Raw genomic sequence first — 23,259 nt, 5'->3', positions numbered from 1 at the left:
AGGCTCGCTCGGACCGAGCGAGAACCAGACGACAGGAGAAAGACATGATTCAGCAGGAGTCGCGACTCCGCGTCGCCGACAACACGGGTGCGAAGGAAGTCCTCTGCATCCGCGTGCTCGGCGGCTCGCACCGTCGCTACGCCGGCATCGGCGACATCATCGTCGCCACCGTCAAGGACGCTATCCCCGGCGGCAACGTCAAGAAGGGTGATGTCGTCAAGGCGGTCGTCGTGCGTACCACCAAGGAGCGTCGCCGTCCCGACGGTTCGTACATCCGCTTCGACGAGAACGCTGCGGTGATCCTCAAGAACCTCGAGGGTGACCCCCGTGGCACCCGCATCTTCGGCCCCGTGGGCCGCGAGCTGCGCGACAAGAAGTTCATGAAGATCATCTCGCTGGCACCGGAGGTCATCTGATGGCGAAGATCAAGAAGGACGACCTCGTGGTCGTCATCGCCGGCCGTGACCGCGGTCAGCAGGGCCGCGTGCTGTCGGTCGACCCCGAGCGCGAGCGCGTGGTCGTCGAGGGCATCCAGCGTGTCACCAAGCACATCAAGCCGGGTACCCGCCGCGACAACGCCGAGGGTGGCCTCGTGACCGTCGAGGCCGCGATCCACATCTCGAACGTGATGCTCGTGGACCCGGAGACCAAGAAGGGCACCCGTGTGGGCTACCGCACGGAAGAGGTCGAGCAGGACGGTCGCACCCGCACCAAGCGTGTGCGTGTCGCCAAGCGCTCGGGTAAGGACGTCTGATGGCAGCCGCGACCACCACTCCGCGCCTCAAGGAGAAGTACCGCAACGAGGTCATCGCGCAGCTGCGCGAGGAGTTCGGCCACGAGAACATCAACCAGGTCGGCGGCCTCGTCAAGGTCGTCGTCAACATGGGTGTGGGCGACGCCGCGAAGGACTCGAAGCTCATCGAGGGCGCCATCGCGGACCTGACCGCCATCACCGGTCAGAAGCCGCAGGTCACCAAGGCCCGCAAGTCCATCGCGCAGTTCAAGCTGCGCGAGGGCCAGCCGATCGGCGCGCACGTCACGCTGCGCGGCGACCGCATGTGGGAGTTCCTCGACCGCCTGGTCTCGGTGGCGCTTCCCCGCATCCGTGACTTCCGCGGCCTCAGCCCCAAGCAGTTCGACGGCAACGGCAACTACACCTTCGGTCTCACCGAGCAGTCGATGTTCCACGAGATCGACCAGGACAAGATCGACCGCGTGCGCGGCATGGACATCACCGTGGTGACGTCCGCCACCACCGACGACGAGGGCCGCTCGCTGCTCAAGCAGCTGGGCTTCCCGTTCAAGGAGAAGTAGGACATGGCCAAGACTGCGCTGAAGAACAAGGCCGCCGGCAAGCAGAAGTTCGCCGTCCGCGCCTACACCCGGTGCCAGAAGTGCGGCCGTCCGCACTCGGTGTACCGCAAGTTCGGCCTCTGCCGCGTGTGCTTCCGCGAGATGGCTCACCGCGGTGAGCTTCCCGGCATCACCAAGAGCAGCTGGTAAACCACTACGCCACAGGTCCCCTTCGGGGAAACCACGGCGAGGAAGAGTTCAAGACTCATGACGATGACTGACCCCATCGCAGACATGCTCACGCGTCTGCGCAACGCTAACGCGGCGTACCACGAGACCGTGTCGATGCCGCACTCCAAGCTCAAGGCGAACATCGCCAAGATCCTGGAGTCCGAGGGCTACATCTCCGGCTCCGCCACGGCGGACGCCGAGGTCGGCAAGACCCTCACCCTCACGCTGAAGTACGGCCCCAACCGCGAGCGTTCGCTCGCCGGTGTGCGCCGTGTGTCGAAGCCCGGCCTTCGCGTGTACGCCAAGTCGACGAACCTGCCCAAGGTGCTCGGCGGCCTCGGCGTTGCCATCCTGTCCACCTCCTCCGGTCTGCTGACCGACCGCGAGGCCGAGAAGAAGGGCGTCGGCGGCGAGGTCGTCGCGTTCGTCTGGTAACCGGAAAGGAGAACGACATATGTCACGCATTGGCAAGATCGCCGTTCCGGTTCCCGCCGGAGTGGACGTCACCATCGACGGCGCCGACGTCGTCGTGAAGGGCCCCAAGGGCACCCTCACGCACTCGGTCGCCTCGCCCATCACGGTCGAGAAGGGCGATGAGGGCCTCGAGGTCAAGCGCCCGAACGACGAGCGTCTCTCGAAGTCGCTCCACGGCCTGACCCGCACCCTGATCGCGAACATGGTCACCGGTGTCACTGCCGGCTACGAGAAGAAGCTCGAGATCGTCGGCACGGGTTACCGCGTCGCGCTCAAGGGCTCGGACCTCGAGTTCGCGCTCGGCTTCTCGCACCCGGTCGTCGTGACCCCGCCGGAGGGCATCACCTTCTCGGTCGAGGGCCCCACCAAGTTCACCGTCGCGGGCATCAGCAAGCAGCAGGTGGGCGAGGTTGCGGCGAACATCCGCAAGATTCGCAAGCCCGAGCCGTACAAGGGCAAGGGCGTCCGCTACGCCGGCGAGCAGGTTCGCCGCAAGGCAGGAAAGACGGGTAAGTAAGACATGGGTATCGCAATCAAGGGCAAGGGCAAGGCGATCCAGCGCAAGCGTCGCCACTTCCGCCTGCGCAAGAAGATCTCCGGCACCGCTGCTCGTCCCCGCCTCGTCGTCACCCGCTCGAGCCGTCACATGGTCGCGCAGATCGTGGACGACACGGTCGGCAAGACCCTCGTGTCGGCGTCGACCCTCGAGGCCGACATCCGCGCGCTGGACGGCGACAAGACGGCCAAGGCCTCCAAGGTCGGCGAGCTCGTCGCCGAGCGCGCGAAGGCTGCGGGCATCGAGGCCGTCGTGTTCGACCGTGGCGGCAACAAGTACCACGGTCGCGTGGCGGCTGTGGCCGACGGCGCCCGAGAGGCGGGCCTCGCCCTCTAGGGCGTGGCCAGGAGTGAGGAAGACTTATGGCTGACAACAACAGCGGCCGTCGCGGCGGGAACCGTCGCGACAACGAGCCGGAGAACAAGTTCGTCGAGCGCGTCGTCACCATCAACCGCGTCGCCAAGGTCGTGAAGGGCGGTCGTCGCTTCAGCTTCACCGCGCTCGTGGTCGTCGGCGACGGCGAGGGCAACGTGGGCATCGGCTACGGCAAGGCGAAGGAGGTGCCGGCCGCGATCTCGAAGGGTGTCGAGGAGGCCAAGCGCAACTTCTTCCGCGTCCCCCGTATCCAGGGCACCATCCCCCACGCTGTCCAGGGTGAGGCGGCTGCGGGCGTCGTGTTCCTGCGCCCCGCGTCCCCGGGTACCGGTGTGATCGCCGGTGGTCCGGTGCGCGCGGTGCTCGAGTGCGCCGGCATCCACGACGTGCTGAGCAAGTCGCTCGGCTCGTCCAACGCGATCAACATCGTGCACGCGACCGTCGACGCCCTCAAGCGCCTCGAGCGCCCCGAGGCCGTCGCGGCCCGTCGCGGCAAGGCTGTGGAGGACGTGGCCCCGGCCGCGATGCTCCGCGCCCAGGCAGCGGGGGTGAAGTAGTCATGGCACGACTCAAGGTCGTTCAGAAGAAGTCGGCGATCGGCACCAAGCCGCAGCACCGCGAGACCCTGCGCACGCTGGGCCTCAAGCGCATCGGCGACATCGTCGTGAAGGAGGACCGTCCCGAGATCCGCGGGATGGTCAAGGCGGTGGACCACCTGGTCACCGTTGAGGAGGTTGACTGATGGCTGACGCCAACACGCCGGCCGAGGAGACCGCCGAGAAGGCTGCTCCCGCCAAGAAGCCGGCCGCCAAGAAGGCTCCGGCGAAGGCCGCAGCCGACAAGCCCGCCGCGAAGAAGCCCGCCGCGAAGAAGCCTGCTGCGAAGAAGGCCGACGCCGCGACGGACGAGGCGAAGCCCGCCGCCAAGAAGCCTGCTGCCAAGAAGGCCGCGGCCAAGGTGGAGGAGCCCGAGGAGAAGGTGAACACCCTCAAGGTGCACCACCTCCGTCCCGCCCCCGGCTCGCACACCAAGAAGACCCGTGTGGGTCGTGGTGAGGCGTCCAAGGGTAAGACCGCGGGTCGCGGCACCAAGGGCACGGGTGCCCGCTACCAGGTTCCGGAGCGCTTCGAGGGTGGTCAGACGCCCATCCACATGCGCATCCCGAAGCTGCGCGGCTTCAAGAGCCCCTTCAAGGTCTACTACCAGGTCGTCAACGTGGGCCAGCTCTCCGAGCTGTTCCCCAAGGGCGGCGACGTGACCAAGGCGGACCTCGTGGCCAAGGGTGCGGTGCGCCGCAACCAGCCCGTCAAGGTCCTCGGTGAGGGCGAGATCTCCGTCAAGGTGACGCTCGTCGACGCCGACAAGGTCTCGCAGTCCGCGAAGACCAAGATCGAGGCCGCTGGCGGCTCGGTCAACGAGGGCTAGAAGTGATCGCACCGGGCCCGTCCGTGAGGACGGGCCCGGTCGCGTATCCTCGTCCTGACTCAAATCCCATGGAGGACCAATGCTGAGCGGCTTCATGAGTGCCTTCCGCACCCCCGATCTTCGGAGCAAGCTCCTCTTCACCATCGGGATCATCGCGATCTACCGCCTCGGTGTCGCGATCCCCACCCCCGGCGTCGACTACGGGAACGTCGAGCTCTGCCTCTCGCAGACCTCCGCGACCGGCGCGTTCGCCATCCTCAACCTCTTCTCCGGCGGCGCGCTGCTGCAGCTGTCGATCTTCGCGCTGGGCATCATGCCGTACATCACGGCGTCGATCATGGTCCAGCTGCTCCGTGTGCTCATCCCTCGTTTCGAGACGCTCCACAAGGAGGGCTCCGAGGGCCAGGCCAAGCTGACGCAGTACACGCGCTACATCACCGTCGGCTTCGCGGCCATCCAGTCCGCGTCGTACATCACCATGGCGCGCAACGGGCTGTTCTTCCCGGGCTGCTCGGTGGACGTCATCCCCAACGACTCGTGGAACGTCATCCTCACGATGGTGCTGACCATGACGGCCGGCACGGTGTTCATCATGTGGCTCGGCGAGCGCATCACCGAGCGCGGCGTCGGCAACGGCATGTCGCTGCTGATCTTCACCTCGGTCGCGGCGGGCTTCCCCAGCATGGTCTCGTCCATCTGGAACTCGTCCGACGGCGTGCGCAACACCGTGCTCGTGGCGATCGCGCTGCTCGCGGTCATCGCCGCGGTCGTGTTCGTCGAGCAGTCGCAGCGCCGCATCCCGGTCCAGTACGCGAAGCGCATGGTGGGCCGCAAGATGCTGGGCGGCTCGTCCACCTACATCCCGCTGAAGATCAACATGGCGGGCATCATCCCGGTCATCTTCGCGTCGTCGCTGCTGACGCTGCCGCAGGTGATCCTCCAGTTCCAGGGCGACGACCCGGCGGGCTGGGTCGTGTGGCTCAACAACAACGTCGCGAGCCAGAGCGCCCCGCTCCACATCGCCCTCTACATCCTGCTGATCGTGTTCTTCGCGTACTTCTACACCGCGATCACGTTCAACCCGGTCGAGGTCGCCGACAACATGAAGAAGTACGGCGGCTTCATCCCGGGCATCCGTCCCGGCACTCCCACCGCGGAGTTCCTCGACTACGTCCTCTCGCGCATCACCGCCGCAGGCTCGCTGTACCTGGCGATCGTGGCGCTGCTGCCCACCGTCATGTTCGTGGCGCTGGGCCTGTCGACGTCGATCCCGTTCGGCGGCACGTCGATCCTCATCCTCGTGGGCGTCGGCCTCGACACCGTGAAGCGCATCCAGTCCCAGCTCGAGCAGCATCACTACGAAGGGTTCCTCCGGTAATGCGCGCAGTTCTTCTCGGTCCCCCCGGTGCAGGCAAGGGCACCCAGGCGGCCCGCCTCACCGAGCGCTTCGGCGTTCCGGCCATCTCCACCGGCGACATCTTCCGTGCCAACGTCAAGGGCGGCACGGAGCTCGGCCGCAAGACGCAGGAGTACATGAACGCGGGCCAGCTGGTCCCGGACGAGGTCACGAACGCCATGGTGCGCGCGCGTCTCGCCGAGGACGATGCGGCCGCGGGCTTCCTGCTCGACGGCTACCCCCGCAACCCCGAGCAGGCGGTCGAGCTCGACACGATGCTCGCCGACCTCGGCGTCGAGCTCGACGTCGCGATCGAGATCACCGCGGACTTCGACGAGGTCACCGCGCGCCTGCTCAAGCGCGCCGAGATCGAGGGCCGTGCGGACGACACCGAGCCGGTGATCCGCAAGCGCCTCGAGGTCTACTCGACGTCGACCGCTCCGCTCACCGCGTTCTACGCGGGCAAGGGCCTGCTGGTGCAGGTCGACGGCCTCGGCGAGATCGACGAGGTCACCGACCGGCTCGTCGCCGCAGTCTCGCGCTGACCTGAGATGGCCGGCCGTATCGAGCTGAAGACCCGCGAGCAGATGCGGGTCATGGCGCAGGCCGGCGTCATCGTCGAGCGTGCCCTGGCCGCGGCGAAGGCCGCGTGCGTCGCGGGCGCGCCGACGTCGGCCGCCGATGCGGCTGCGGCCGCCGTGATCGCGGAGGCGGGGGCGACCTCGAACTTCCTCGGCTACCACGGCTTCCCCGCGACCGTCTGCATCTCGGTCAACGAGGAGGTGGTCCACGGGATCCCGGGCGACCGCGTGCTCGCGCCGGGCGACGTGGTCTCGATCGACTGCGGCGCGATCGTCGACGGCTGGCACGGCGACAGCGCCGTCAGCTTCATCGTGGGCGAGCCGCTGACCGCCGCCGACACCGCGCTGGTGAAGGCCACCGAGCGCTCGCTGTGGGCGGGGATCGCCGCGCTCGCCTCGGCTTCGCGCATCTCCGACGTGTCCGCCGCGGTCGAGCGCGTCGCGGACGAGGCGGGCCTCCACCCGATCGACGGCTACGTGGGCCACGGCATCGGCACCGCCATGCACATGGCCCCGGACGTCCCCAACTACCGCACCCGGGGGCGCAGCCCGCGCGTGCAGCCGGGCATGTGCCTGGCGATCGAGCCGATGCTGGTCATCGGCACGGACGAGTCCGCCGTGCTGAACGACGAGTGGACCGTCGTGTCCCTCGACGGCTCCCGGGCGGCGCACTGGGAGCACTCGGTCGCGGTGCACGAGGACGGCATCTGGGTCCTCACCGCCTCCGACGGCGGCGCCTCGCGCCTCGCGCCTCTCGGCGTCACCCCCGTCGCCCCCTGACCGCGCGCCGGGGCGGCATGCCCCGTTCGCGCCGTATCCGAGCATCGTCCCTGGTGTGAGCCATCTCTCACGGGTTCATACGGCCGTTACGTGGGGGCCACGCGGGGGCAAAGGCGAGGCGTTAGCGTCGTCTCAGCCGGCGACCCGGATGCCGGCGTGCTGAGGGAGGGCACGATGGCGCGAGGGTTCAACTATGCCCCCGGTGCGAGCGACGAGGTGCAGGAGGCGTCCGACGAGGGTCTGAGCAAGGAGCGCATGCTCGAGCTCGGCGGTTCCCGCAACGCGGTGGTGCGCGAGGCGATCGCGGCGCGCCCGGACTGCCCGTTCGGCCTCATGGTGACGCTGGCGCACGACTCTGCTCCGCCGGTGCGGGCGGCGCTGGCCGCGAACCCCCGCGTGCTGCAGTCGCTGCTCGAGCATCTCTCGCGCGACCGCCAGGAGACGGTGCTGATCGCGGCAGCGGGCAACCCGACCGCCACGTCGGAGATCCTCGATGCGCTGGCCGGGAGCAGGAAGGCCGCGGTGCGCGACGCCGCCGTGGCCGCGCTGGACGCCCAGGCCGACCGCGGCGGCGCCACGGGCACCGCCCCCGAGCTGCTCCGCGACCAGGTGTTCGAGCGGTCGCGCGAGCGTCGCGACGCGATGCTCGCGGAGCGCGCGGCCGCGGCGGCCGCCTCGGAGGAGGGTGCCGAGGAGGAGTCGGCGCCCAAGCCGGTGCGCACCGCTCCCGTGCGAGGCTTCCTGCCGCCGGTCGACGCGTAGCGCGACACCGAGCATTCGCGTCCGCTTCACCCGATAGACACCTGTCGTCCAGTTTCCGCTCATCACCGCCGCCTAGCATCGCGCTACCTGACGCGGGGGAGGTGCGCGGTGGCGGACGACGGCTGGTCGCGGGCGTTCATGGCGGCGTCCGGCGTGCCCATGGCCGGCGACCGTCAGGACGACGCCCTGCGCGCGCTCGTGAACGAGGCGCGCGCGGAGGGCCTCGACCGCTCGCGCATGGCGGTGCTCGCCGCGCATCGAGAGGTCGAGGTGCGGGAGGCGGTCGCCTCGCGTCGCGACTGCCCGGTCGCGCTGCAGGCGACGCTCGCGCATGACAGGCGGGGGTCGGTGCGGGTCGCGCTGGCCTCGTGCGCAGGCATCGCGATCGGGGTCGCGGGGGAGCTCGCGCGCGACAAGGACGCCTCCGTCCTCAAGGCGCTCGCGCGGAACTCCGCCACGCCGCGCCAGGTGCTCGAGGCGCTCGCGCTCCACCGGCGTCCGGACGTCGCCCGTCTCGCGCGGCGCGCGCTGGACGGAGGGTCGCCCGCCGCGGGAGCCGTGGAGCAGACGGCGACGCGCCCGGCCTTCGTGCGCCCGAGCGCCCACGCGGAGCAGTCCTCGCCCGTGGGGGAGAGGCGCGCTCGGGCGCTCGCGCCGCGGCCCGAGGTGGGCCGCAGCGGGCCGAGGCCCGCCCGTTGACCTGGTGCGACGCCTCCGGCGAGATGTGCGATGTGTCTGACACATGACGTGATGTCTGATTCCTCACACGGGTTTGAGACCGCCCCGCCGCACCGGTAGATATTTCCTACAACGGCAAGCGTGGGGAGGTACGACGTGGTGGTTCCGGTCAGCGGCTCGTCGGAGGACGTCATGAGGGCTCTCGATCCCGGGGTGTCCGGCTCCGAGCTCCTCCCCCTCGCGGTGCATCGCGACGCGGCGGTGCGCGCGGCCGTCGCGGGTCGCTCCGACTGCCCCATGGGTGCGCTCGTCTCGCTCGGCCACGACGTGAACCTCGACGTCCTGGGCGCGCTGCTCGCCAACCCCCGCACCCCCTCGTCGGTGGTGCGCCGTCTCGCGGATCACCGCGACCCGCGCATCTCGGGTCTCGCGGTCCAGCGGCTGCGCAACTCGTTCCGCTGAGCCGCGCCGTCGTCACGCCGCGCGCCGTCCCGTAGACTCGGGGGACGATGCGGCGTCGAGCGCCGCGCCGCGCGTCGCCAGACGCGCCGACGGGATCCGCCTCCCGCGCTGCTGCCTGCGCGCGGTTGAGAGCAGGGGAAGATTGCCGTATAGTTTTCCGTTGGGCGTTTTTGCGCGCCCGCATCCCTGTCAATCAACGTTAGCGGAGTTCATGGCTAAGAAGGACGGCGTCATCGAGGTCGAGGGCGTGGTGGTCGAAGCACTGCCGAACGCATCGTTCCGAGTGGAGTTGACGAACGGGCACCTGGTGCTCGCTCACATCTCCGGCAAGATGCGACAGCACTACATCAGGATCCTCCCCGAGGACCGCGTGGTGGTGGAGCTCAGCCCGTACGACCTGTCCCGCGGCCGCATCGTCTACCGCTACAAGTGAGTCGTCGAGACGGCGCGCGCGCGTGCCTGATCGACGCAGGAAAGAACCATGAAGGTTAAGCCCAGCGTCAAGCCCATCTGCGACAAGTGCAAGGTGATCCGACGCAATGGCCGAGTGATGGTCATCTGCGACAACCTGCGCCACAAGCAGCGTCAGGGCTAGACACACCCGAGAACATCCTCGTTCGACCATATGCATCAAACCCCCGGCTCGGAGGCCGGGGCCCGCTCTAGACAGCAGCGGGGCGGTCGAGCGTCAGACCTCCGACTACTGATGGAGTAGAACCAGAAATGGCACGCATCGTCGGAGTCGACATCCCGCGCGACAAGCGCATGGAGATCGCACTCACCTACATCTACGGCATCGGCCGTACCCGCTCGCAGGAGATCCTCGCCGCCACCGGCATCTCCTCCGACCTTCGCGTCAAGGACGCGACGGACGAGCAGCTCGTCGCGATCCGCGACTACATCGAGGCCAACTTCACCGTCGAGGGCGACCTGCGCCGCGAGGTGACCGCCGACATCCGCCGCAAGGTCGAGATCGGCAACTACCAGGGTCTCCGCCACCGCCGTGGCATGCCCGTCCGCGGTCAGCGCACGAAGACCAACGCGCGCACTCGCAAGGGCCCCAAGAAGACCGTCGCCGGAAAGAAGAAGTAAGACATGGCCGCTCCTACTCGCAAGCCGCGCAAGAAGATCAAGAAGACCGTCGCGCACGGTCAGGCGCACATCAAGTCCACCTTCAACAACACGATCATCTCGATCACGGACCCCTCGGGTGCCGTCGTGTCGTGGTCGTCGTCGGGCCAGGTCGGCTTCAAGGGTTCGCGCAAGTCGACCCCGTACGCCGCGCAGATGGCCGCCGAGGCCGCTGCTCGCCGCGCCACCGACGCCGGCATGAGCAAGGTCGACGTGTTCGTCAAGGGCCCGGGCTCGGGCCGCGACACCGCGATCCGCTCGCTCACGGCCGCCGGCCTCGAGGTGACCTCCATCAAGGACGTCACCCCGCAGGCGCACAACGGCTGCCGCCCCCCGAAGCGCCGCCGCAACTAGCACGCCCGCGCGGGTGAGCCCGCGCTCACGGTCGCGGGCCGATGCGACGCATCGGCCCGTGACCACACCCCATTTCCAGCTTCTGGCCCCTTCCGGACCGATCCCGGCAGGGAACCCTCGAGCATCAGATAGCGGATGCTCGGAAAGGAAACAACCGTGCTGATCGCACAGCGTCCCACGCTGACCGAGAAGGTCATCTCGGAGAACCGTTCGCAGTTCTCGCTCAAGCCGCTCGAGCCCGGCTTCGGCTACACGCTCGGCAACTCGCTCCGCCGCACGCTCCTGTCGTCCATCCCGGGCGCGGCCGTGACGTCGGTGCGCTTCGAGGGCGTCCTCCACGAGTTCACCACCATCGACGGTGTGAAGGAGGACGTGACCGAGATCCTGCTCAACCTCAAGAACCTCGTGGTCTCGTCGGAGAACGACGAGCCCGTCGTGATGTACCTGCGCAAGTCGGGCGCGGGCGTCGTCACCGGTGCTGACATCCAGCCCCCGGCCGGCGTCGAGATCCACAACCCGGACCTCCACATCGCGACGCTCAACGCGAAGGCGAAGTTCGAGGTGGAGCTCACGGTCGAGCGCGGGCGCGGTTACGTTCCTGCGGCGATGAACAAGAGCTACGACGCGGAGATCGGCCAGATCCCCGTCGACTCGATCTACTCGCCCGTCCTCAAGGTGACCTACAAGGTCGAGGCCACCCGTGTCGCGCAGCGCACGGACTTCGACGAGCTGGTCATCGACGTCGAGACCAAGAACTCGATCTCGCCCCGCGACGCCGTCGCGTCGGCGGGTGCGACGCTCGTCGAGCTCTTCTCGCTCGCCCGTGGCCTCAACGAGGCCGCCGAGGGCATCGAGATCGGCCCGTCCGAGACGGACGAGTCGCTCGAGGAGGACTACAACCAGCCGATCGAGGAGCTCAACCTCACGCAGCGGTCCTACAACTGCCTCAAGCGTGAGGGCATCCACACCGTGGGTGAGCTCACCGCGCGGTCCGAGGCGGATCTCATGGACATCCGCAACTTCGGCCAGAAGTCGATCACCGAGGTCAAGGAGAAGCTCGCCGAGCTGGGCTTCTCCCTGAAGGACGGCGCCGTCGAGTACGACAACGGCTCCTCCGTCTACTTCTCGGGCAGCGACGAGTAACAAGGAGAATTCTCAATCATGCCTACCCCCACCAAGGGCGCCCGCCTGGGCGGCGGCCCCGCGCACGAGCGTCAGATGCTCGCGAACCTCTCGCAGAGCCTGTTCGAGCACGGCCGTATCACCACCACCGTGACCAAGGCCAAGCGCCTGCGCCCGCACGCCGAGCGTCTCATCACCTTCGCGAAGCGCGGCGACCTCGCCTCGCGCCGCAAGGTGCTCGGGATCATCTCGGACAAGGGCGTCGTCCACAAGCTCTTCACCGAGATCGGCCCCGGCTTCGCCGAGCGTGACGGCGGCTACACCCGCATCACCAAGACCGGCTTCCGCAAGGGCGACAACGCCCCCATGGCCGTGATCGAGCTCGTCGAGTTCGGTGCCCCCGCCAAGAAGGCCGTCGCTAAGGAGGCCGAGAAGGCCACCAAGAAGGCTGCGCCGAAGAAGGCCGAGAAGGTCGAGGAGGCGCCCGTCGCCGAGGAGACCGTCGTCGAGGAGACCGAGGCCGCTGAGGCCCCGGCTGCCGACGAGGCCAAGTAACCTCGCCTTCCACCAAGGCAACCCGAGGCGGGTCCGCACATGCTCCCTGAGACTGTGCGGGCCCGCCTCGACCTTTCCTACGACGGCACCGACTTCTCCGGCTGGGCCACCCAGCCCGGGCTGCGGACCGTCCAGGGCGTCCTCGAGGACGCCCTCGTGCGCATCGTCCGCCAGGACGCGTACCCCCGCGTGACCGTCGCCGGTCGCACCGATGCCGGCGTCCACGCGCGCGGACAGGTCGCGCACGTCGACATCGAGCAGCAGGCCTGGGCGCGGATGCCCGGCCGCGCGCAGCGGACCCCGGCCGAGGGTCTGCTCAGCCGCCTCGACGGCGTGCTCCCCGACGATGTGGTGATCCGCGACGTGCGCGTGGCCCCCGAGGGCTTCGACGCGCGCTTCTCCGCGACCCAGCGCCGCTACGCCTACCGTGTCACCGACGCCGTCCCCGACGTGCTGCGCCGCCGCCACGTGGTGCGCGTGAGCCGGCCGCTCGACGTCGACGCGCTCAACGGCGCCTCATCCACGCTGCTCGGGCTGCGCGACTTCGCGGCCTTCTGCCGCGGGCGCGAGGGCGCCACCACCATCCGCGACCTGCTCGAGCTGAGCTGGCGTCGCGAGACGGACGGACCCGACGCCGGGCTCGTGGTCGCGACGGTGCGCGCCGACGCCTTCTGCCACTCGATGGTGCGCTCGCTCGTGGGCGCGCTGCTGACCGTGGGGGAGGGCCGCCGCGACCTCGGCTGGCTGGCCGCCGTCGCGGCCTCCGAGACGCGGTCGCAGGCGATCGCGGTCGCCCCCGCGCACGGGCTCACGCTCGAGGAGGTGGCGTATCCGGACGATGCGCTGCTCGCGGAGCGCGCCGAGGCTACCCGAGGGCGTCGCACCCTCCCGTGACCGACGCGCTGACCCGGGACCCTCGGATTGAGATTCGCGGCCCGGGAGCGTATGATGGTGCGTCGTTGTGCGTTCCCTCGTGGACGGTGCCTCCCACTCGCCGCCGCAGGACCCGCCGACCGATTGCTTCGCGATGCCCATCAAGCATCGTCCACCAGAACGAGTAGAAGTAAGGCTTCACAGTGCGTACGTTTTCTCCCAAGCCGGGTGACGTCACCAAGAACTGGTACGTCATCGACGCTACTGACGTGGTCCTCGGTCGTCTGGCCTCCCAGGCCGCTTCGCTGCTCCGCGGCAAGCACAAGGCGACCTTTGCGCCCCACGTCGACGGCGGTGACTTCGTCATCGTCATCAACGCTGAGAAGGTGGCCCTCTCGGGCAACAAGCTCACCGACAAGATGGTCTACCGCCACTCGGGCTTCCCGGGCGGTCTCTCGGCCGTCCCGATCGGCGAGCTGCTCGAGAAGAACCCCCGTCGCGTGATCGAGAACGCGGTCAAGGGCATGCTGCCCAAGACCAAGCTCGGCGCCGCCCAGCTCAAGCACCTCAAGGTCTACGCCGGCGCGGAGCACCCGCACGCCGCGCAGCAGCCCGAGGTCTTCGAGATCTCCCAGGTCGCGCAGTAAGCGCCGCAGCAGTTAAGGATTGATGAAAGTGGCAGATGTGACCACCGAGGTCGAGAACGAGACCCCGTCCGAGTACACCACCGAGACCGTTGCCGAGCGCGGCAAGGGTGTCACCAACCTCGCCCCCGGCGCCGGCCTCGGCCGTCGCAAGGAGGCCGTCGCCCGCGTCCGCCTGGTGCCCGGCACCGGCAAGTGGACCATCAACGGTCGCGACATCGAGGACTACTTCCCGAACAAGGTCCACCAGCAGCTGGTGAACTCGCCGTTCGCGCTCCTCGACATCGAGGGCAAGTTCGACGTGCACGCCCGCATCCACGGTGGCGGTCCCTCGGGTCAGGCCGGTGCGCTCCGTCTCGGCGTGTCCCGCGCGCTGAACGAGATCGACGAGGAGAACAACCGTCCGGCCCTCAAGAAGGCCGGCTTCCTCACCCGTGACGCCCGCGTCGTCGAGCGCAAGAAGGCCGGTCTCAAGAAGGCCCGCCGCGCGCCTCAGTACTCGAAGCGTTAATCTCTCGCGCATGGCGCGACTTTTCGGCACGGACGGTGTCCGGGGCCTTGCCAACCGGGACCTCACGGCGGAGCTTGCGGTCGACCTCGCGGTCGCCGCGGCTCACGTCCTGGGGGAGCGGGGCGAGTTCTCCGGTCACCGTCCCGTGGCCGTCATCGGCCGCGACACCCGCATCTCAGGCGAGTTCCTGGGGGCGGCTGTCGCGGCCGGTCTTGCTTCCGCGGGGGTCGACGTGCTCGACCTCGGCGTGGTGCCCACCCCCGCGGTGGCGTACCTGACCGCCTCCACCGGGGCGGACCTGGGCGTGGTGATCTCCGCGTCCCACAACCCGATGCCGGACAACGGCATCAAGTTCTTCGCGCGCGGAGGCCACAAGCTCGACGATGCGGTCGAGGCGGCCATCGAGGCGCGCGTGGGCGAGGACTGGTCCCGCCCCACCGGTGCCGAGGTCGGGCGCATCGTCCCCTCCGCGCACCTCGCCGACGAGTACGTCGACCACGTGGTCGCTGCCGTCCGCACCTTCGCCGGCGGCGACACGCCGCTCTCGGGCGTGCACATCGTCGCCGACGCGGCGCACGGCGCCGCCTCGATCGTGGGCCCCGCCGCCCTCGAGGCCGCGGGCGCGCGCGTCACCGCGATCCACGCCGCTCCCGACGGGCTCAACATCAACGACGGCGTGGGCTCCACGCACCTCGGGCCGCTCCAGGCCTCGGTGGTCGAGCACGGCGCCGACCTGGGCGTCGCCTTCGACGGCGACGCCGACCGCTGCCTCGCGGTCGACCACACCGGGGCGATCGTCGACGGCGACCAGATCATGGGCCTCCTCGCGATCGCGATGCGCGACGCCGGGGCGCTGTACCACTCGACGCTCGTCGCGACGGTGATGAGCAACCTCGGTCTCCACATCGCGATGCGCCGGGCAGGCATCGACATGGTCGAGGCGGCCGTGGGCGACCGGTACGTGCTCGAGGCCATGCGCGAGGGCGGCTACACGCTCGGCGGCGAGCAGTCCGGGCACGTCATCGTGGCCGAGCATGCGACCACGGGAGACGGCGTGCTCACCGCGTTGCTGGTCGCCTCGCAGGTCGCCGCCCACGGCTCGCTCCAGGGTCTGTGCGCGGGCATCGAGTCGCTGCCGCAGGTGCTGGTGAACGTGCGCAACGCGGACCGCACCCGCGTCTACACGGACCTCGAGCTCCAGGCGGCCGTCGCGTCCGCACGCCGCGACCTCGGCGACACCGGCCGCGTGCTGCTGCGGCCCTCGGGCACCGAGCCGTTGGTGCGCGTGATGGTCGAGGCGGCGACCGCGGAGGACGCGCAGCGTCACGCGGACGCCCTCGCGGACGTGGTCCGCACGCGACTCGCGCTCTGAACCGCCTCGTCCTCGCGGATGCGCGGATCAGGTGGTCCCCCCATCGCCCGAGGCGGGCGATACCTGGGAGACTGAGCGCGTGAACGAGCTCTGGCACCTGCTGACCGACTGGATCGGGGAACTGGAGATCTGGGTCGAGTCCCTCATGGAGTCGCTCTGGATCTACCCGAGCGTCTTCCTGCTCTCCCTGGTCGACGGCGTGTTCCCGGTGGTCCCGTCCGAGTCCGTGGTGATCGCCACGGCCACCGCGTGGAAGCAGACGGGGACGCCGTGGGTGTGGCTCGTGTGGATCTTCGCGGCGGCCGGCGCCTGGTGCGGCGACCAGCTCGCCTACCTGCTCGGCTCCAAGTTCGACGTGCGCAAGCATCCGTTCTTCGCCCGCGCGGGGATGCGCAAGACCCTCGACTGGGCGGAGAGCACGCTCGAGCGGCGGGGCACCACGTTCATCATCGCGGCGCGCTTCATCCCCATGGGCAGGGTCGCGGTCAACCTCACCGCGGGGGCGCTCGGCTACCCGCGGCAGTGGTTCATGATCGTCGACGCGGTCGCCGCGGTGATCTGGGCGACCTACGGGACGGCGCTCGGGATCTGGGCCGGCTCGATCTTCGACAACCTGCTCGTGTCCATCACGGTGGGCGTGGTCGGCGGCGTCGTCATGGGCATCCTCATCGACAAGATCCTCGCGCGCCTCGGCTTCGCGGAGCCCGAGATGCCCGACCTCTCGGCGCAGATCGAGGAGCGCCTGCTCACCGGCGAGCTCGAGGTGCGGCCCACCCGCCGCGAGCGCCGCGCCCAGGACGGCGGCGACGCCGAGAGGGACTGAGTTCGACGGCGCGCGGCCGCTTCAGAGCTTGCGCAGCCGCACCGACTCGACGCGGTGGTCGGGGCCCTTGCTCAGGATGATGGTCGCGCGCGAACGGGTGGGCGCGATGTTGCGCGCGAGGTTCGGCGCGTTGACGGTGTCCCACACCTGACCCGCGACCGCCCGGGCCTGGTCGTCGGTGAGCGTCGAGTACGAGTGGAAGTACGAGTCGGGCTTCGCGAACGCCGACTCGCGCAGCGCGAGGAAGCGCTCGATGTACCAGCGCCGGATGTCGTCGGGGTGCGCGTCGACGTAGATCGACACGTCGAAGAAGTCGCTCACCGCGAGCTGCGACGCCCCGGGCTCGCGGGTGAGGGCCGTCTGAAGCACGTTGAGCCCCTCGATGATGAGGACGTCCGGCTGGCGGACCACGACCTCCTGATCGGGGACGATGTCGTAGACCTGGTGCGAGTACACCGGGGCGCGGACCTCGGGCGCGCCCGACTTCACCTTGAGGATGAAGTCGCGCAGCGCGCGCCGGTCGAAGGACTCGGGGAAGCCCTTGCGCGCCATGAGGTCGCGCTCGGCCAGCACCGCGTTGGGGTAGAGGAAGCCGTCGGTCGTGACGAGCTCGACGTGAGGCGAGCTGGGCCACCGCGCCATGAGCTCGCGCAGCAGGCGCGCGGTGGTGGACTTGCCGACCGCGACCGAGCCCGCGACGCCGATGACGAACGGCGTGCGCGAGGCGCGCTCGCCCAGGAAGCTGCTGGTCGCGCCGTGCAGCAGGCCGGTCGCCCCGGAGTAGAGGTCGAGCAGCCGCGACAGCGGGCGGTAGATCCGGTCGACCTCGTCGATGTCGATCGGGTCGCCGAGGCCGCGCACGCGCGCCACGTCCTCCGCGGTGAGCGGCAGCGGGGTCGCGTCCGCGAGCGCCGCCCACTCGTCCCGCGTGAGGGTGACGTACGGGGTGCCTGCGTCGGACCGTCGCGCCTCGTTCACCCGCCCATTGTGGCGCATCGTGCCCGGCGACGATGAGCGGCGCTGCCGCGGCCGCCGGTGCGCTCGGGGCGCGGGGGCGGCATCTAGACTCGGACCCATGTGTGGAATCGTTGGATATGCAGGCTCGGGCGCGCCCGGAGCCCGCCCTCAGGGCGTGGTGATGTCGGGCCTCGCGAGGTTGGAGTACCGCGGCTACGACTCGGCCGGCGTCGCTGTCGTCACGGGCGATCCAGAGCACGTCGGGATGCGCAAGAAGTCGGGCAAGCTCGTCAACCTCGAGAAGGAGCTCGCCGAGCGTCCCATCCCGGCCGGGACCGCAGCGATCGGGCACACCCGGTGGGCGACGCATGGCGCCCCGACCGATGCGAACGCCCACCCGCATCTCGCCGCGGGAGGGCGCATCGCGATCATCCACAACGGCATCATCGAGAACTTCGCGGCGCTTCGGGCCGAGCTCGAGTCCGACGGCGTCAAGTTCCTCTCCGAGACGGACACCGAGGTCGCGGGCCACCTGCTCGCTCGTGAGGTCCTCCGCGGCAGCTCGCTCGCGGACGCGATGCGCGCGATCACCCGCCGCCTCGAGGGTGCGTTCACGCTCCTCGCGGTCGATGCGCACGAGCCCCGCGCCGTGGTGGGCGCGCGCCGCAACAGCCCGCTCGTCATCGGCCTGGGCGACGGGGAGAACTTCCTCGGCTCCGACGTGGTCGCGTTCATCGAGCACACGCGCACCGCGCTCGAGCTGCACCAGGACGAGATCGTGGAGATCACGCCCGACCGTGTCACCATCACGGACAGCGCCGGCCTGGTGGTCGACCGCGAGCCGTACCACGTGGACTGGGACGCCTCCGCGGCGCAGAAGGGCGGCTTCGCGACCTTCATGGAGAAGGAGATCCACGATCAGCCTACGGCCGTCGCGGACACGCTTCGTGGTCGTATCGATGAGAAGGGCCGGCTCCAGCTCGACGGTGGAATGATCGACGAGTACGTCCTCAAGTCCATCGACAAGATCATCATCGTGGCGTGCGGCACCGCGTCGTACGCGGGCCTCACTGCGCGGTATGCCATCGAGCATTGGACGCGGATCCCTGTCGAGGTCGAGCTCGCCCACGAGTTCCGCTACCGCGACCCCATCGTGTCGATCAAGACTCTCGTGGTGGCCGTCAGTCAGTCCGGCGAGACGATGGACACCATCATGGCCGTGCGCCACGCGCAGCAGCAGGGCGCGACGGTCATCGGCGTCGTCAACGCGCAGGGCTCCACCATCGCCCGCGAGGCCGATGCGGTGCTCTACACCCGCGCCGGGCCCGAGATCGCGGTCGCGTCGACCAAGGCGTTCCTCGCGCAGATCACGGCGGGATACCTGCTGGGCATCTACCTCGCGGAGCTCCGGGGCAACAAGTTTCCCGACGAGATCGAGGCGCTCCTCGAGCAGCTCGACGCGATTCCCGCCAAGGTCCAGCGCGTGCTCGACGCCTCGGAGCCGATCCGCGAGCTCGCGCGCACCATGGCGGACGAGCGCACGGTACTGTTCCTCGGGCGCCACGTCGGCTTCCCCGTCGCGCTCGAGGGAGCCCTCAAGCTCAAGGAGCTCGCGTACATCCACGCCGAGGGCTTCGCCGCCGGCGAGCTCAAGCACGGGCCGATCGCGCTGGTCGAGGAGGGGCAGCCGGTGTTCATCGTGCTGCCGAGCCCACGCGGTCGCGAGTCGCTGCATTCCAAGGTGATCTCCAACGTCCAGGAGGTCCGTGCGCGCGGCGCCCGGACGTTCGTGATCGCGGAGGAAGGCGACACCGAGGCGGACAACTACGCCGAGCAGGTCTTCTATGTACCGGCTGCGCCCGTGCTCATGACGCCGCTGCTCTCGGTCGTGCCGCTGCAGATCTTCGCGCTCGAGCTGGCCGCGGCCAAGGGCTACGACGTCGACCAGCCGCGCAACCTCGCCAAGTCCGTCACCGTCGAGTAGACATGGCGATCCTGGGTCTGGGCATCGACGTGGTCGAGATCTCCCGGTTCGAGGACGCCCTCGAGCGCTCGCCGGGATTCCTCGAGCGCGTCTTCACACCCGCCGAGCGGCACCTGGGCCACGCGAGCCTCGCCGCGAACTGGGCCGCCAAGGAGGCGCTCGCGAAGGCGCTCGGCGCGCCCGCGGGGCTGAGCTGGCAGGACTGCGAGGTGCTGCGCGGCCCGGGCGGCGCGCCCGTCCTCGAGGTGTCGGGCACGGTCGCGGAGCGCGTCGCCGCGCTCGGCATGACGTCGCTGCACGTATCGCTGTCGCACGATGCGGGGATCGCCTCCGCCGTGGTGATCGGGGAGGGTTGATGTCCCGTCTGAAGGTGTCGGTGGACCACGGCGCGATCGAGCGCAACGTCTCGCGGCTGGTCGCGATGGCGCCGACCGCCGCGGTCATGGCCGTCGTGAAGGCCGATGCGTACGGCCACGGGCTCGTGGGCGCCGCCGCGGCGGCCCGCGCGGGCGGCGCGACGTGGCTCGGCGTGGCCCAGCCCGACGAGGCGCTCGCGCTGCGCGCCGCCGGCGACACCGGCCGTCTGCTGTGCTGGCTGTACAGCCCCGAGCTCCCCGCGCGCGGGCTCATCCGCGCGGGCGTGGATCTCAGCGTCTCCTCGCTCGAGGTCCTCGACACCATCGTCGCCGCCGCCCGGATGTCGGGCGAGCGCGCCCGCCTCCACGTCGCGATCGACACCGGGCTGTCGCGCGAAGGCGTGCGCCCCGAGGGCCTGCCGGCGCTGCTCGACGCGGCGCTCGCGGCGGACGATGCGGTGGAGATCGTCGGCGCGTGGTCCCACTTCGCGTGGGCGGACCGCCCCGGCGACCCGACCATCGACCGCCAGGCGGACATCTTCCGCGCCGCGCTCGCGGTGATCGAGGAGCGGGGGATCGCGCTCGAGGTGCGCCACCTCGCGAACTCCGCCGCGACGCTCACCCGGCCCGACCTGCACTTCGACCTCGTGCGCCCGGGCATCGCGGTCTACGGACTGCCGCCCGTGCCTTCCCCGCCGGGGGATGACTGGGGCCTCGAGCCGGCGATGCGGGTGACCGCGTCGCTCGCGCTCGTCAAGGACGTGCCCGCGGGCGAGGGCGTCAGCTACGGCCACGAGTACACGACGCCGCGCGACACCCGCCTCGGCCTGGTGACCGCCGGCTACGCGGACGGGATCTTCCGCTCGGCGGGTGCCGGCCGCGGACCGGTCGCGATCGGGGGGCGCGAGCTCCGCATCGTCGGGCGCGTCTGCATGGACCAGGTGGTGCTCGACCTGGGCCCCGAGGCGACCGAGCGCGCGGGCGACGAGGTGGTGCTCATCGGCGCCGACGGGCCCTCGGCTCGCGCATGGGCGGCCGCGGCGGGCACCATCGACTATGAGATCGTGTGCCGCTTCGGCGGACTGAAGGAGAAGCACCCCGCATGACCGCATCGTTCACGTTCACCGCCGCCGACGGCGACGCCATGCGCGCCCTCGCGCGCGACGTGCTCGCGCCGCATCTGCGTGAGGGCGACGTCGTCATCCTCTCCGGCGACCTCGGCGCGGGCAAGACGACCTTCACGCAGGGGCTCGGCGCCGCGATCGGCGTGCGCGGGCCCGTGGCGAGCCCGACGTTCATCATCGCGCGCACGCACCCGTCCGAGGTGGGCGGCCCCGCGCTCATCCACGTCGACGCGTACCGGCTCAACTCGCTGGCCGAGCTCGACGACCTCGACCTCGACGCGACCGTCGACTCGTCGGTGACCGTGGTCGAGTGGGGCGAGGACAAGGCCGAGCAGCTGTCGACCGATCGCATCCACGTGGTGATCGACCGCGAGCACGGCGGCGAGGTCGACATGGAGCGCCCCGACGAGGGCCTCCGCACCGTCACCTTCACCACCCACGGCGACCGGTGGGCCGGCGTCGCGCTCGTAGGCTAGTCCCGTGATCCTCGCCATCGACACCTCGTCCGCCATCGCCGTCGCGCTCGTCTCCGCTTCCGGCGACGTGCTCGCCCGACGGTCCGAGTTCAACCCGCGCGGCCACGCCGAGCTCCTCTCGGGGCTCGTCGAGGAGGTCCTCACGGAGGCGGGCGTCGCGCGCGGGGACGTCGCGCGCATCGTCGTCGGGACGGGTCCCGCGCCCTTCACCGGACTGCGGGTGGGCCTCATGACGGCGCGGATGCTCGGCCATGTCTGGGGCGTCCCCGTCGAGGGCGTGTGCTCGCTCGACGCGATCGGCGCCGAATCGTCCGGCGAGGTGACCGTGGTCGCGGACGCCCGCCGCAAGGAGGTCTACTGGGCCACCTACCGCGACGGCGTGCGGGTCGCCGGCCCCGAGGTGTCCTTCCCCGGCGACGTGCCGGTGCTCGGCTCCGTGGTGGGCCGCGGCGCGCTGCTGTACCCCGAGGCGTTCCCCGGGGCGGTCGAGGGCGACCCCGACCCGGCGCTCCTCGTCGGCGCGGCGGATCGGGCGCGCGAGGCGGGCTCGGACATGTCCACCGAGCCGCTGTACCTGCGCCGTCCCGACATCCACGGGGTGCCCTCGGCGTGATCTCCCTGCGCGATCTCACGGAGGCCGACCTGCCGTGGATGGCGGAGGTGGAGCGGGAGCTCTTCGGCGCGTCCGCGTGGTCGCGCGAGCTCATCACGCATGACTACCGCTACGGCTTCGCGCGCTACCGCGGCCTCGAGGTCGACGGCGCCCTCGCGGGCTACTCCGTCTACGGCTACGACGGCGACGCCTTCCACCTCATGAACCTCGCGGTGCTGCCCGAGATGCGCGGGCGAGGGCTCGGGCGCGCGCTGCTCGAGGACTTCCTCGCGGAGGCGCGGGTCGAGGGCGTGGGCGACGCGTGGCTCGAGGTCGCGGTCACCAACGAGGCCGCGCTCGGGCTGTACCGCGCGCACGGCTTCGAGGACGTCCGGGTGCGCCGGAAGTACTACCAGCCCGAGGGCGTGGACGCGCTGGTGATGAGGGTCGCGCTGCGAGGCTACGAGCCCGAGCACTGACCCCAGCGATCCCCCCTCGGATCGGCCGGGACACTCACCATGCTTTCTTCGACTGTTCGGCCTCGCACGGGACGCTCATCTGTCGGGCGCTGGACCGGCTGCAGGTGAACGTCCCGTGCGGCGCCGGATCGCGCTGAAAAGCGTGGTGAGCGTCCCGGCCGAGGAGCGGGTTGGTGAAGGGGCCGCGAGGGTCAGAGCTCGCGGATGCCCAGCTCGGCCGGGATGCGGCCGCGACGCTCGCCCGCGCCGTGGTCGCCGGGCGCCGGATAGCCGACGCCGAGCAGCACCTCGGAGCCCCAGCCCGCGGGCATGAGCGCCGCGTCGAGCGCGGCGCTGTCGAAGCCGCCGTAGGGGCGCAGGGCCAGGCCCTCGGCGCGCAGCGCGATGATGAGGTAGCCGAGCTGGAGCATCGCGCCCGAGGCCGCGAGCGAGGCGCGCATCTCGGGGTTGGTCTCGAAGCGCTCGTGGAAGCCGGCGAAGCCGGGCGCGGTGATCTCGTGCTGGTCGTGGAAGCGGTCGTCGCGCGCGGCGATGAGCAGCAGCGGCGCCTGCTCGAGCTTGGGGCGGTTGCCGGGCATCGCGGCGTCGATGACGGCGGCGCGGGCCGCCTCGGAGCGCGCGACCACGAGCCGCAGCGGCTGCGTGTTCATGCTCGACGGGCCCCACTTCGCGAGGTCCCAGGCGCGGGTCACCAGCTCGGGCTCGACCGGGCGGTCGTCGAAGGCGATCGCGGAGCGCGCGGAGGTGAAGAGCGCCTCGCGGGCGTCGGTGTCGAGGGTGAAGGCGGTCATGGTCGACGTGGAGAGGTCCGGGGAGGTCATGCCCACCATGATCCCCTTCTTTGACACATGCTCGCTACGGGCCGAGGTCCCGACCGCGGGAGCCGCCCGCAC

At 70.1% G+C, this 23,259-nt stretch carries 35 protein-coding genes; 33 read left to right on the top strand and 2 right to left on the bottom strand.

Annotated features, from left to right (window positions below; translation table 11 throughout):
• Positions 1-44: 44 nt before the first annotated feature.
• The 27 genes from rplN to TR42_RS03485 all read left to right on the top strand — a co-directional run bounded on the left by rplN (position 45) and on the right by TR42_RS03485 (position 16,398).
• Positions 45-416, top strand: coding sequence for a 50S ribosomal protein L14 (rplN, locus tag TR42_RS03610; protein WP_042213152.1), 372 nt, complete (start codon positions 45-47; stop codon positions 414-416).
• Positions 416-754 carry a 50S ribosomal protein L24 gene (gene rplX / locus TR42_RS03605; RefSeq protein WP_042213150.1) on the top strand — a complete coding sequence of 113 codons (339 nt, stop codon included), beginning with the start codon at positions 416-418 and terminating at the stop codon, positions 752-754. Before rplN ends, rplX begins: the two co-directional genes overlap by 1 nt.
• A complete protein-coding gene (gene rplE / locus TR42_RS03600; protein WP_042213147.1) occupies positions 754-1,314 on the top strand; it encodes a 50S ribosomal protein L5 in 561 nt (186 codons plus the stop codon). Before rplX ends, rplE begins: the two co-directional genes overlap by 1 nt.
• A gap of 3 nt (positions 1,315-1,317) precedes the next feature.
• Entirely contained in the window at positions 1,318-1,503 is a 186-nt protein-coding gene (locus tag TR42_RS03595) for a type Z 30S ribosomal protein S14 (protein ID WP_042213145.1), read from the top strand.
• 57 nt (positions 1,504-1,560) lie between these two features.
• Positions 1,561-1,959 carry a 30S ribosomal protein S8 gene (gene rpsH / locus TR42_RS03590; RefSeq protein WP_042213142.1) on the top strand — a complete coding sequence of 133 codons (399 nt, stop codon included), beginning with the start codon at positions 1,561-1,563 and terminating at the stop codon, positions 1,957-1,959.
• A gap of 19 nt (positions 1,960-1,978) precedes the next feature.
• On the top strand, positions 1,979-2,515 hold the full coding sequence (gene rplF / locus TR42_RS03585) for a 50S ribosomal protein L6 (RefSeq protein ID WP_042213141.1): 537 nt from the start codon (positions 1,979-1,981) through the stop codon (positions 2,513-2,515).
• 3 nt (positions 2,516-2,518) lie between these two features.
• The gene (gene rplR / locus TR42_RS03580; RefSeq protein ID WP_042213139.1) at positions 2,519-2,890 is read left to right on the top strand and encodes a 50S ribosomal protein L18; all 372 of its coding nucleotides are present in this window, start codon (positions 2,519-2,521) and stop codon (positions 2,888-2,890) included.
• A 26-nt stretch (positions 2,891-2,916) separates the two neighbouring features.
• Entirely contained in the window at positions 2,917-3,486 is a 570-nt protein-coding gene (gene rpsE, locus TR42_RS03575) for a 30S ribosomal protein S5 (RefSeq protein ID WP_042213137.1), read from the top strand.
• 2 nt (positions 3,487-3,488) lie between these two features.
• The gene (gene rpmD / locus TR42_RS03570; RefSeq protein WP_042213134.1) at positions 3,489-3,671 is read left to right on the top strand and encodes a 50S ribosomal protein L30; all 183 of its coding nucleotides are present in this window, start codon (positions 3,489-3,491) and stop codon (positions 3,669-3,671) included.
• Positions 3,671-4,354, top strand: coding sequence for a 50S ribosomal protein L15 (gene rplO, locus TR42_RS03565; protein ID WP_074789199.1), 684 nt, complete (start codon positions 3,671-3,673; stop codon positions 4,352-4,354). Before rpmD ends, rplO begins: the two co-directional genes overlap by 1 nt.
• Positions 4,355-4,433: 79 nt before the next feature.
• The gene (gene secY, locus TR42_RS03560) at positions 4,434-5,732 is read left to right on the top strand and encodes a preprotein translocase subunit SecY (protein WP_042213133.1); all 1,299 of its coding nucleotides are present in this window, start codon (positions 4,434-4,436) and stop codon (positions 5,730-5,732) included.
• Complete coding sequence (locus tag TR42_RS03555) at positions 5,732-6,295, top strand: adenylate kinase (protein WP_042213131.1); 564 nt, start codon at positions 5,732-5,734, stop codon at positions 6,293-6,295. Before secY ends, TR42_RS03555 begins: the two co-directional genes overlap by 1 nt.
• Positions 6,296-6,301: 6 nt before the next feature.
• Positions 6,302-7,111, top strand: coding sequence for a type I methionyl aminopeptidase (gene map, locus TR42_RS03550; RefSeq protein WP_042213129.1), 810 nt, complete (start codon positions 6,302-6,304; stop codon positions 7,109-7,111).
• Positions 7,112-7,285: 174 nt separating this feature from the next.
• A complete protein-coding gene (locus tag TR42_RS03545; RefSeq protein WP_042213127.1) occupies positions 7,286-7,873 on the top strand; it encodes a hypothetical protein in 588 nt (195 codons plus the stop codon).
• 108 nt (positions 7,874-7,981) lie between these two features.
• On the top strand, positions 7,982-8,572 hold the full coding sequence (locus TR42_RS03540) for a hypothetical protein (RefSeq protein WP_042213125.1): 591 nt from the start codon (positions 7,982-7,984) through the stop codon (positions 8,570-8,572).
• 120 nt (positions 8,573-8,692) lie between these two features.
• Complete coding sequence (locus TR42_RS03535; RefSeq protein WP_042213124.1) at positions 8,693-9,013, top strand: hypothetical protein; 321 nt, start codon at positions 8,693-8,695, stop codon at positions 9,011-9,013.
• A 211-nt stretch (positions 9,014-9,224) separates the two neighbouring features.
• The gene (gene infA / locus TR42_RS03530; RefSeq protein ID WP_042213122.1) at positions 9,225-9,446 is read left to right on the top strand and encodes a translation initiation factor IF-1; all 222 of its coding nucleotides are present in this window, start codon (positions 9,225-9,227) and stop codon (positions 9,444-9,446) included.
• Between the two features lie 48 nt (positions 9,447-9,494).
• Positions 9,495-9,608, top strand: a complete 114-nt coding sequence (gene rpmJ / locus TR42_RS14530) for a 50S ribosomal protein L36 (RefSeq protein WP_061960951.1) — start codon at positions 9,495-9,497, stop codon at positions 9,606-9,608.
• Between the two features lie 128 nt (positions 9,609-9,736).
• The gene (gene rpsM / locus TR42_RS03525; RefSeq protein WP_042213121.1) at positions 9,737-10,105 is read left to right on the top strand and encodes a 30S ribosomal protein S13; all 369 of its coding nucleotides are present in this window, start codon (positions 9,737-9,739) and stop codon (positions 10,103-10,105) included.
• A gap of 3 nt (positions 10,106-10,108) precedes the next feature.
• Entirely contained in the window at positions 10,109-10,498 is a 390-nt protein-coding gene (gene rpsK, locus TR42_RS03520; RefSeq protein WP_042213119.1) for a 30S ribosomal protein S11, read from the top strand.
• A 156-nt stretch (positions 10,499-10,654) separates the two neighbouring features.
• Entirely contained in the window at positions 10,655-11,641 is a 987-nt protein-coding gene (locus TR42_RS03515) for a DNA-directed RNA polymerase subunit alpha (RefSeq protein ID WP_042213117.1), read from the top strand.
• Between the two features lie 18 nt (positions 11,642-11,659).
• Entirely contained in the window at positions 11,660-12,175 is a 516-nt protein-coding gene (rplQ, locus tag TR42_RS03510) for a 50S ribosomal protein L17 (RefSeq protein ID WP_042213115.1), read from the top strand.
• A gap of 39 nt (positions 12,176-12,214) precedes the next feature.
• Positions 12,215-13,069 (top strand): tRNA pseudouridine(38-40) synthase TruA, encoded by an 855-nt coding sequence (truA, locus tag TR42_RS03505; protein ID WP_042213114.1) that lies wholly within the window; start codon positions 12,215-12,217, stop codon positions 13,067-13,069.
• Positions 13,070-13,251: 182 nt separating this feature from the next.
• Positions 13,252-13,695 carry a 50S ribosomal protein L13 gene (rplM, locus tag TR42_RS03500; protein WP_042213112.1) on the top strand — a complete coding sequence of 148 codons (444 nt, stop codon included), beginning with the start codon at positions 13,252-13,254 and terminating at the stop codon, positions 13,693-13,695.
• A gap of 28 nt (positions 13,696-13,723) precedes the next feature.
• Complete coding sequence (rpsI, locus tag TR42_RS03495; protein ID WP_074789205.1) at positions 13,724-14,203, top strand: 30S ribosomal protein S9; 480 nt, start codon at positions 13,724-13,726, stop codon at positions 14,201-14,203.
• Between the two features lie 10 nt (positions 14,204-14,213).
• On the top strand, positions 14,214-15,575 hold the full coding sequence (glmM, locus tag TR42_RS03490; protein WP_042213108.1) for a phosphoglucosamine mutase: 1,362 nt from the start codon (positions 14,214-14,216) through the stop codon (positions 15,573-15,575).
• A 79-nt stretch (positions 15,576-15,654) separates the two neighbouring features.
• Entirely contained in the window at positions 15,655-16,398 is a 744-nt protein-coding gene (locus TR42_RS03485) for a DedA family protein (RefSeq protein ID WP_052405563.1), read from the top strand.
• A gap of 21 nt (positions 16,399-16,419) precedes the next feature.
• Here the strand turns inward: TR42_RS03485 and coaA are convergent, their stop codons facing one another.
• Positions 16,420-17,394 (bottom strand): type I pantothenate kinase, encoded by a 975-nt coding sequence (gene coaA, locus TR42_RS03480; RefSeq protein WP_042213106.1) that lies wholly within the window; start codon positions 17,392-17,394, stop codon positions 16,420-16,422.
• Between the two features lie 79 nt (positions 17,395-17,473).
• Here coaA and glmS point away from each other — a divergent pair, with 79 nt between their 5' ends.
• The 6 genes from glmS to rimI are packed head-to-tail and all read left to right on the top strand — an operon-like array spanning position 17,474 to position 22,366.
• The gene (glmS, locus tag TR42_RS03475) at positions 17,474-19,339 is read left to right on the top strand and encodes a glutamine--fructose-6-phosphate transaminase (isomerizing) (RefSeq protein ID WP_042213104.1); all 1,866 of its coding nucleotides are present in this window, start codon (positions 17,474-17,476) and stop codon (positions 19,337-19,339) included.
• A gap of 2 nt (positions 19,340-19,341) precedes the next feature.
• Positions 19,342-19,695, top strand: coding sequence for a holo-ACP synthase (locus tag TR42_RS03470; protein WP_042213102.1), 354 nt, complete (start codon positions 19,342-19,344; stop codon positions 19,693-19,695).
• Complete coding sequence (gene alr, locus TR42_RS03465) at positions 19,695-20,801, top strand: alanine racemase (protein ID WP_042213100.1); 1,107 nt, start codon at positions 19,695-19,697, stop codon at positions 20,799-20,801. The genes TR42_RS03470 and alr overlap by 1 nt, the downstream gene beginning before the upstream one ends.
• Positions 20,798-21,295, top strand: coding sequence for a tRNA (adenosine(37)-N6)-threonylcarbamoyltransferase complex ATPase subunit type 1 TsaE (gene tsaE, locus TR42_RS03460; RefSeq protein WP_042213098.1), 498 nt, complete (start codon positions 20,798-20,800; stop codon positions 21,293-21,295). Before alr ends, tsaE begins: the two co-directional genes overlap by 4 nt.
• Positions 21,296-21,299: 4 nt before the next feature.
• Positions 21,300-21,908: a tRNA (adenosine(37)-N6)-threonylcarbamoyltransferase complex dimerization subunit type 1 TsaB gene (tsaB, locus tag TR42_RS03455; RefSeq protein WP_042213096.1), complete on the top strand. Its 609-nt coding sequence runs from the start codon at positions 21,300-21,302 to the stop codon at positions 21,906-21,908.
• The gene (gene rimI, locus TR42_RS03450) at positions 21,905-22,366 is read left to right on the top strand and encodes a ribosomal protein S18-alanine N-acetyltransferase (RefSeq protein ID WP_052405562.1); all 462 of its coding nucleotides are present in this window, start codon (positions 21,905-21,907) and stop codon (positions 22,364-22,366) included. Before tsaB ends, rimI begins: the two co-directional genes overlap by 4 nt.
• 191 nt (positions 22,367-22,557) lie before the next feature.
• Here rimI and TR42_RS03445 read toward each other — a convergent pair whose 3' ends face one another.
• Positions 22,558-23,187, bottom strand: a complete 630-nt coding sequence (locus TR42_RS03445; protein ID WP_042213431.1) for a malonic semialdehyde reductase — start codon at positions 23,185-23,187, stop codon at positions 22,558-22,560.
• Between the last annotated feature and the right edge of the window lie 72 nt (positions 23,188-23,259).

It is taken from the genome of Demequina mangrovi, assembly GCF_000759715.1.
GTDB classification, from domain to species: Bacteria; Actinomycetota; Actinomycetes; order Actinomycetales; family Demequinaceae; genus Demequina; species Demequina mangrovi.
The sequence above is the reverse complement of the archived record's forward strand: the minus strand, read 5'-3'. Positions and strand labels throughout refer to the sequence as shown.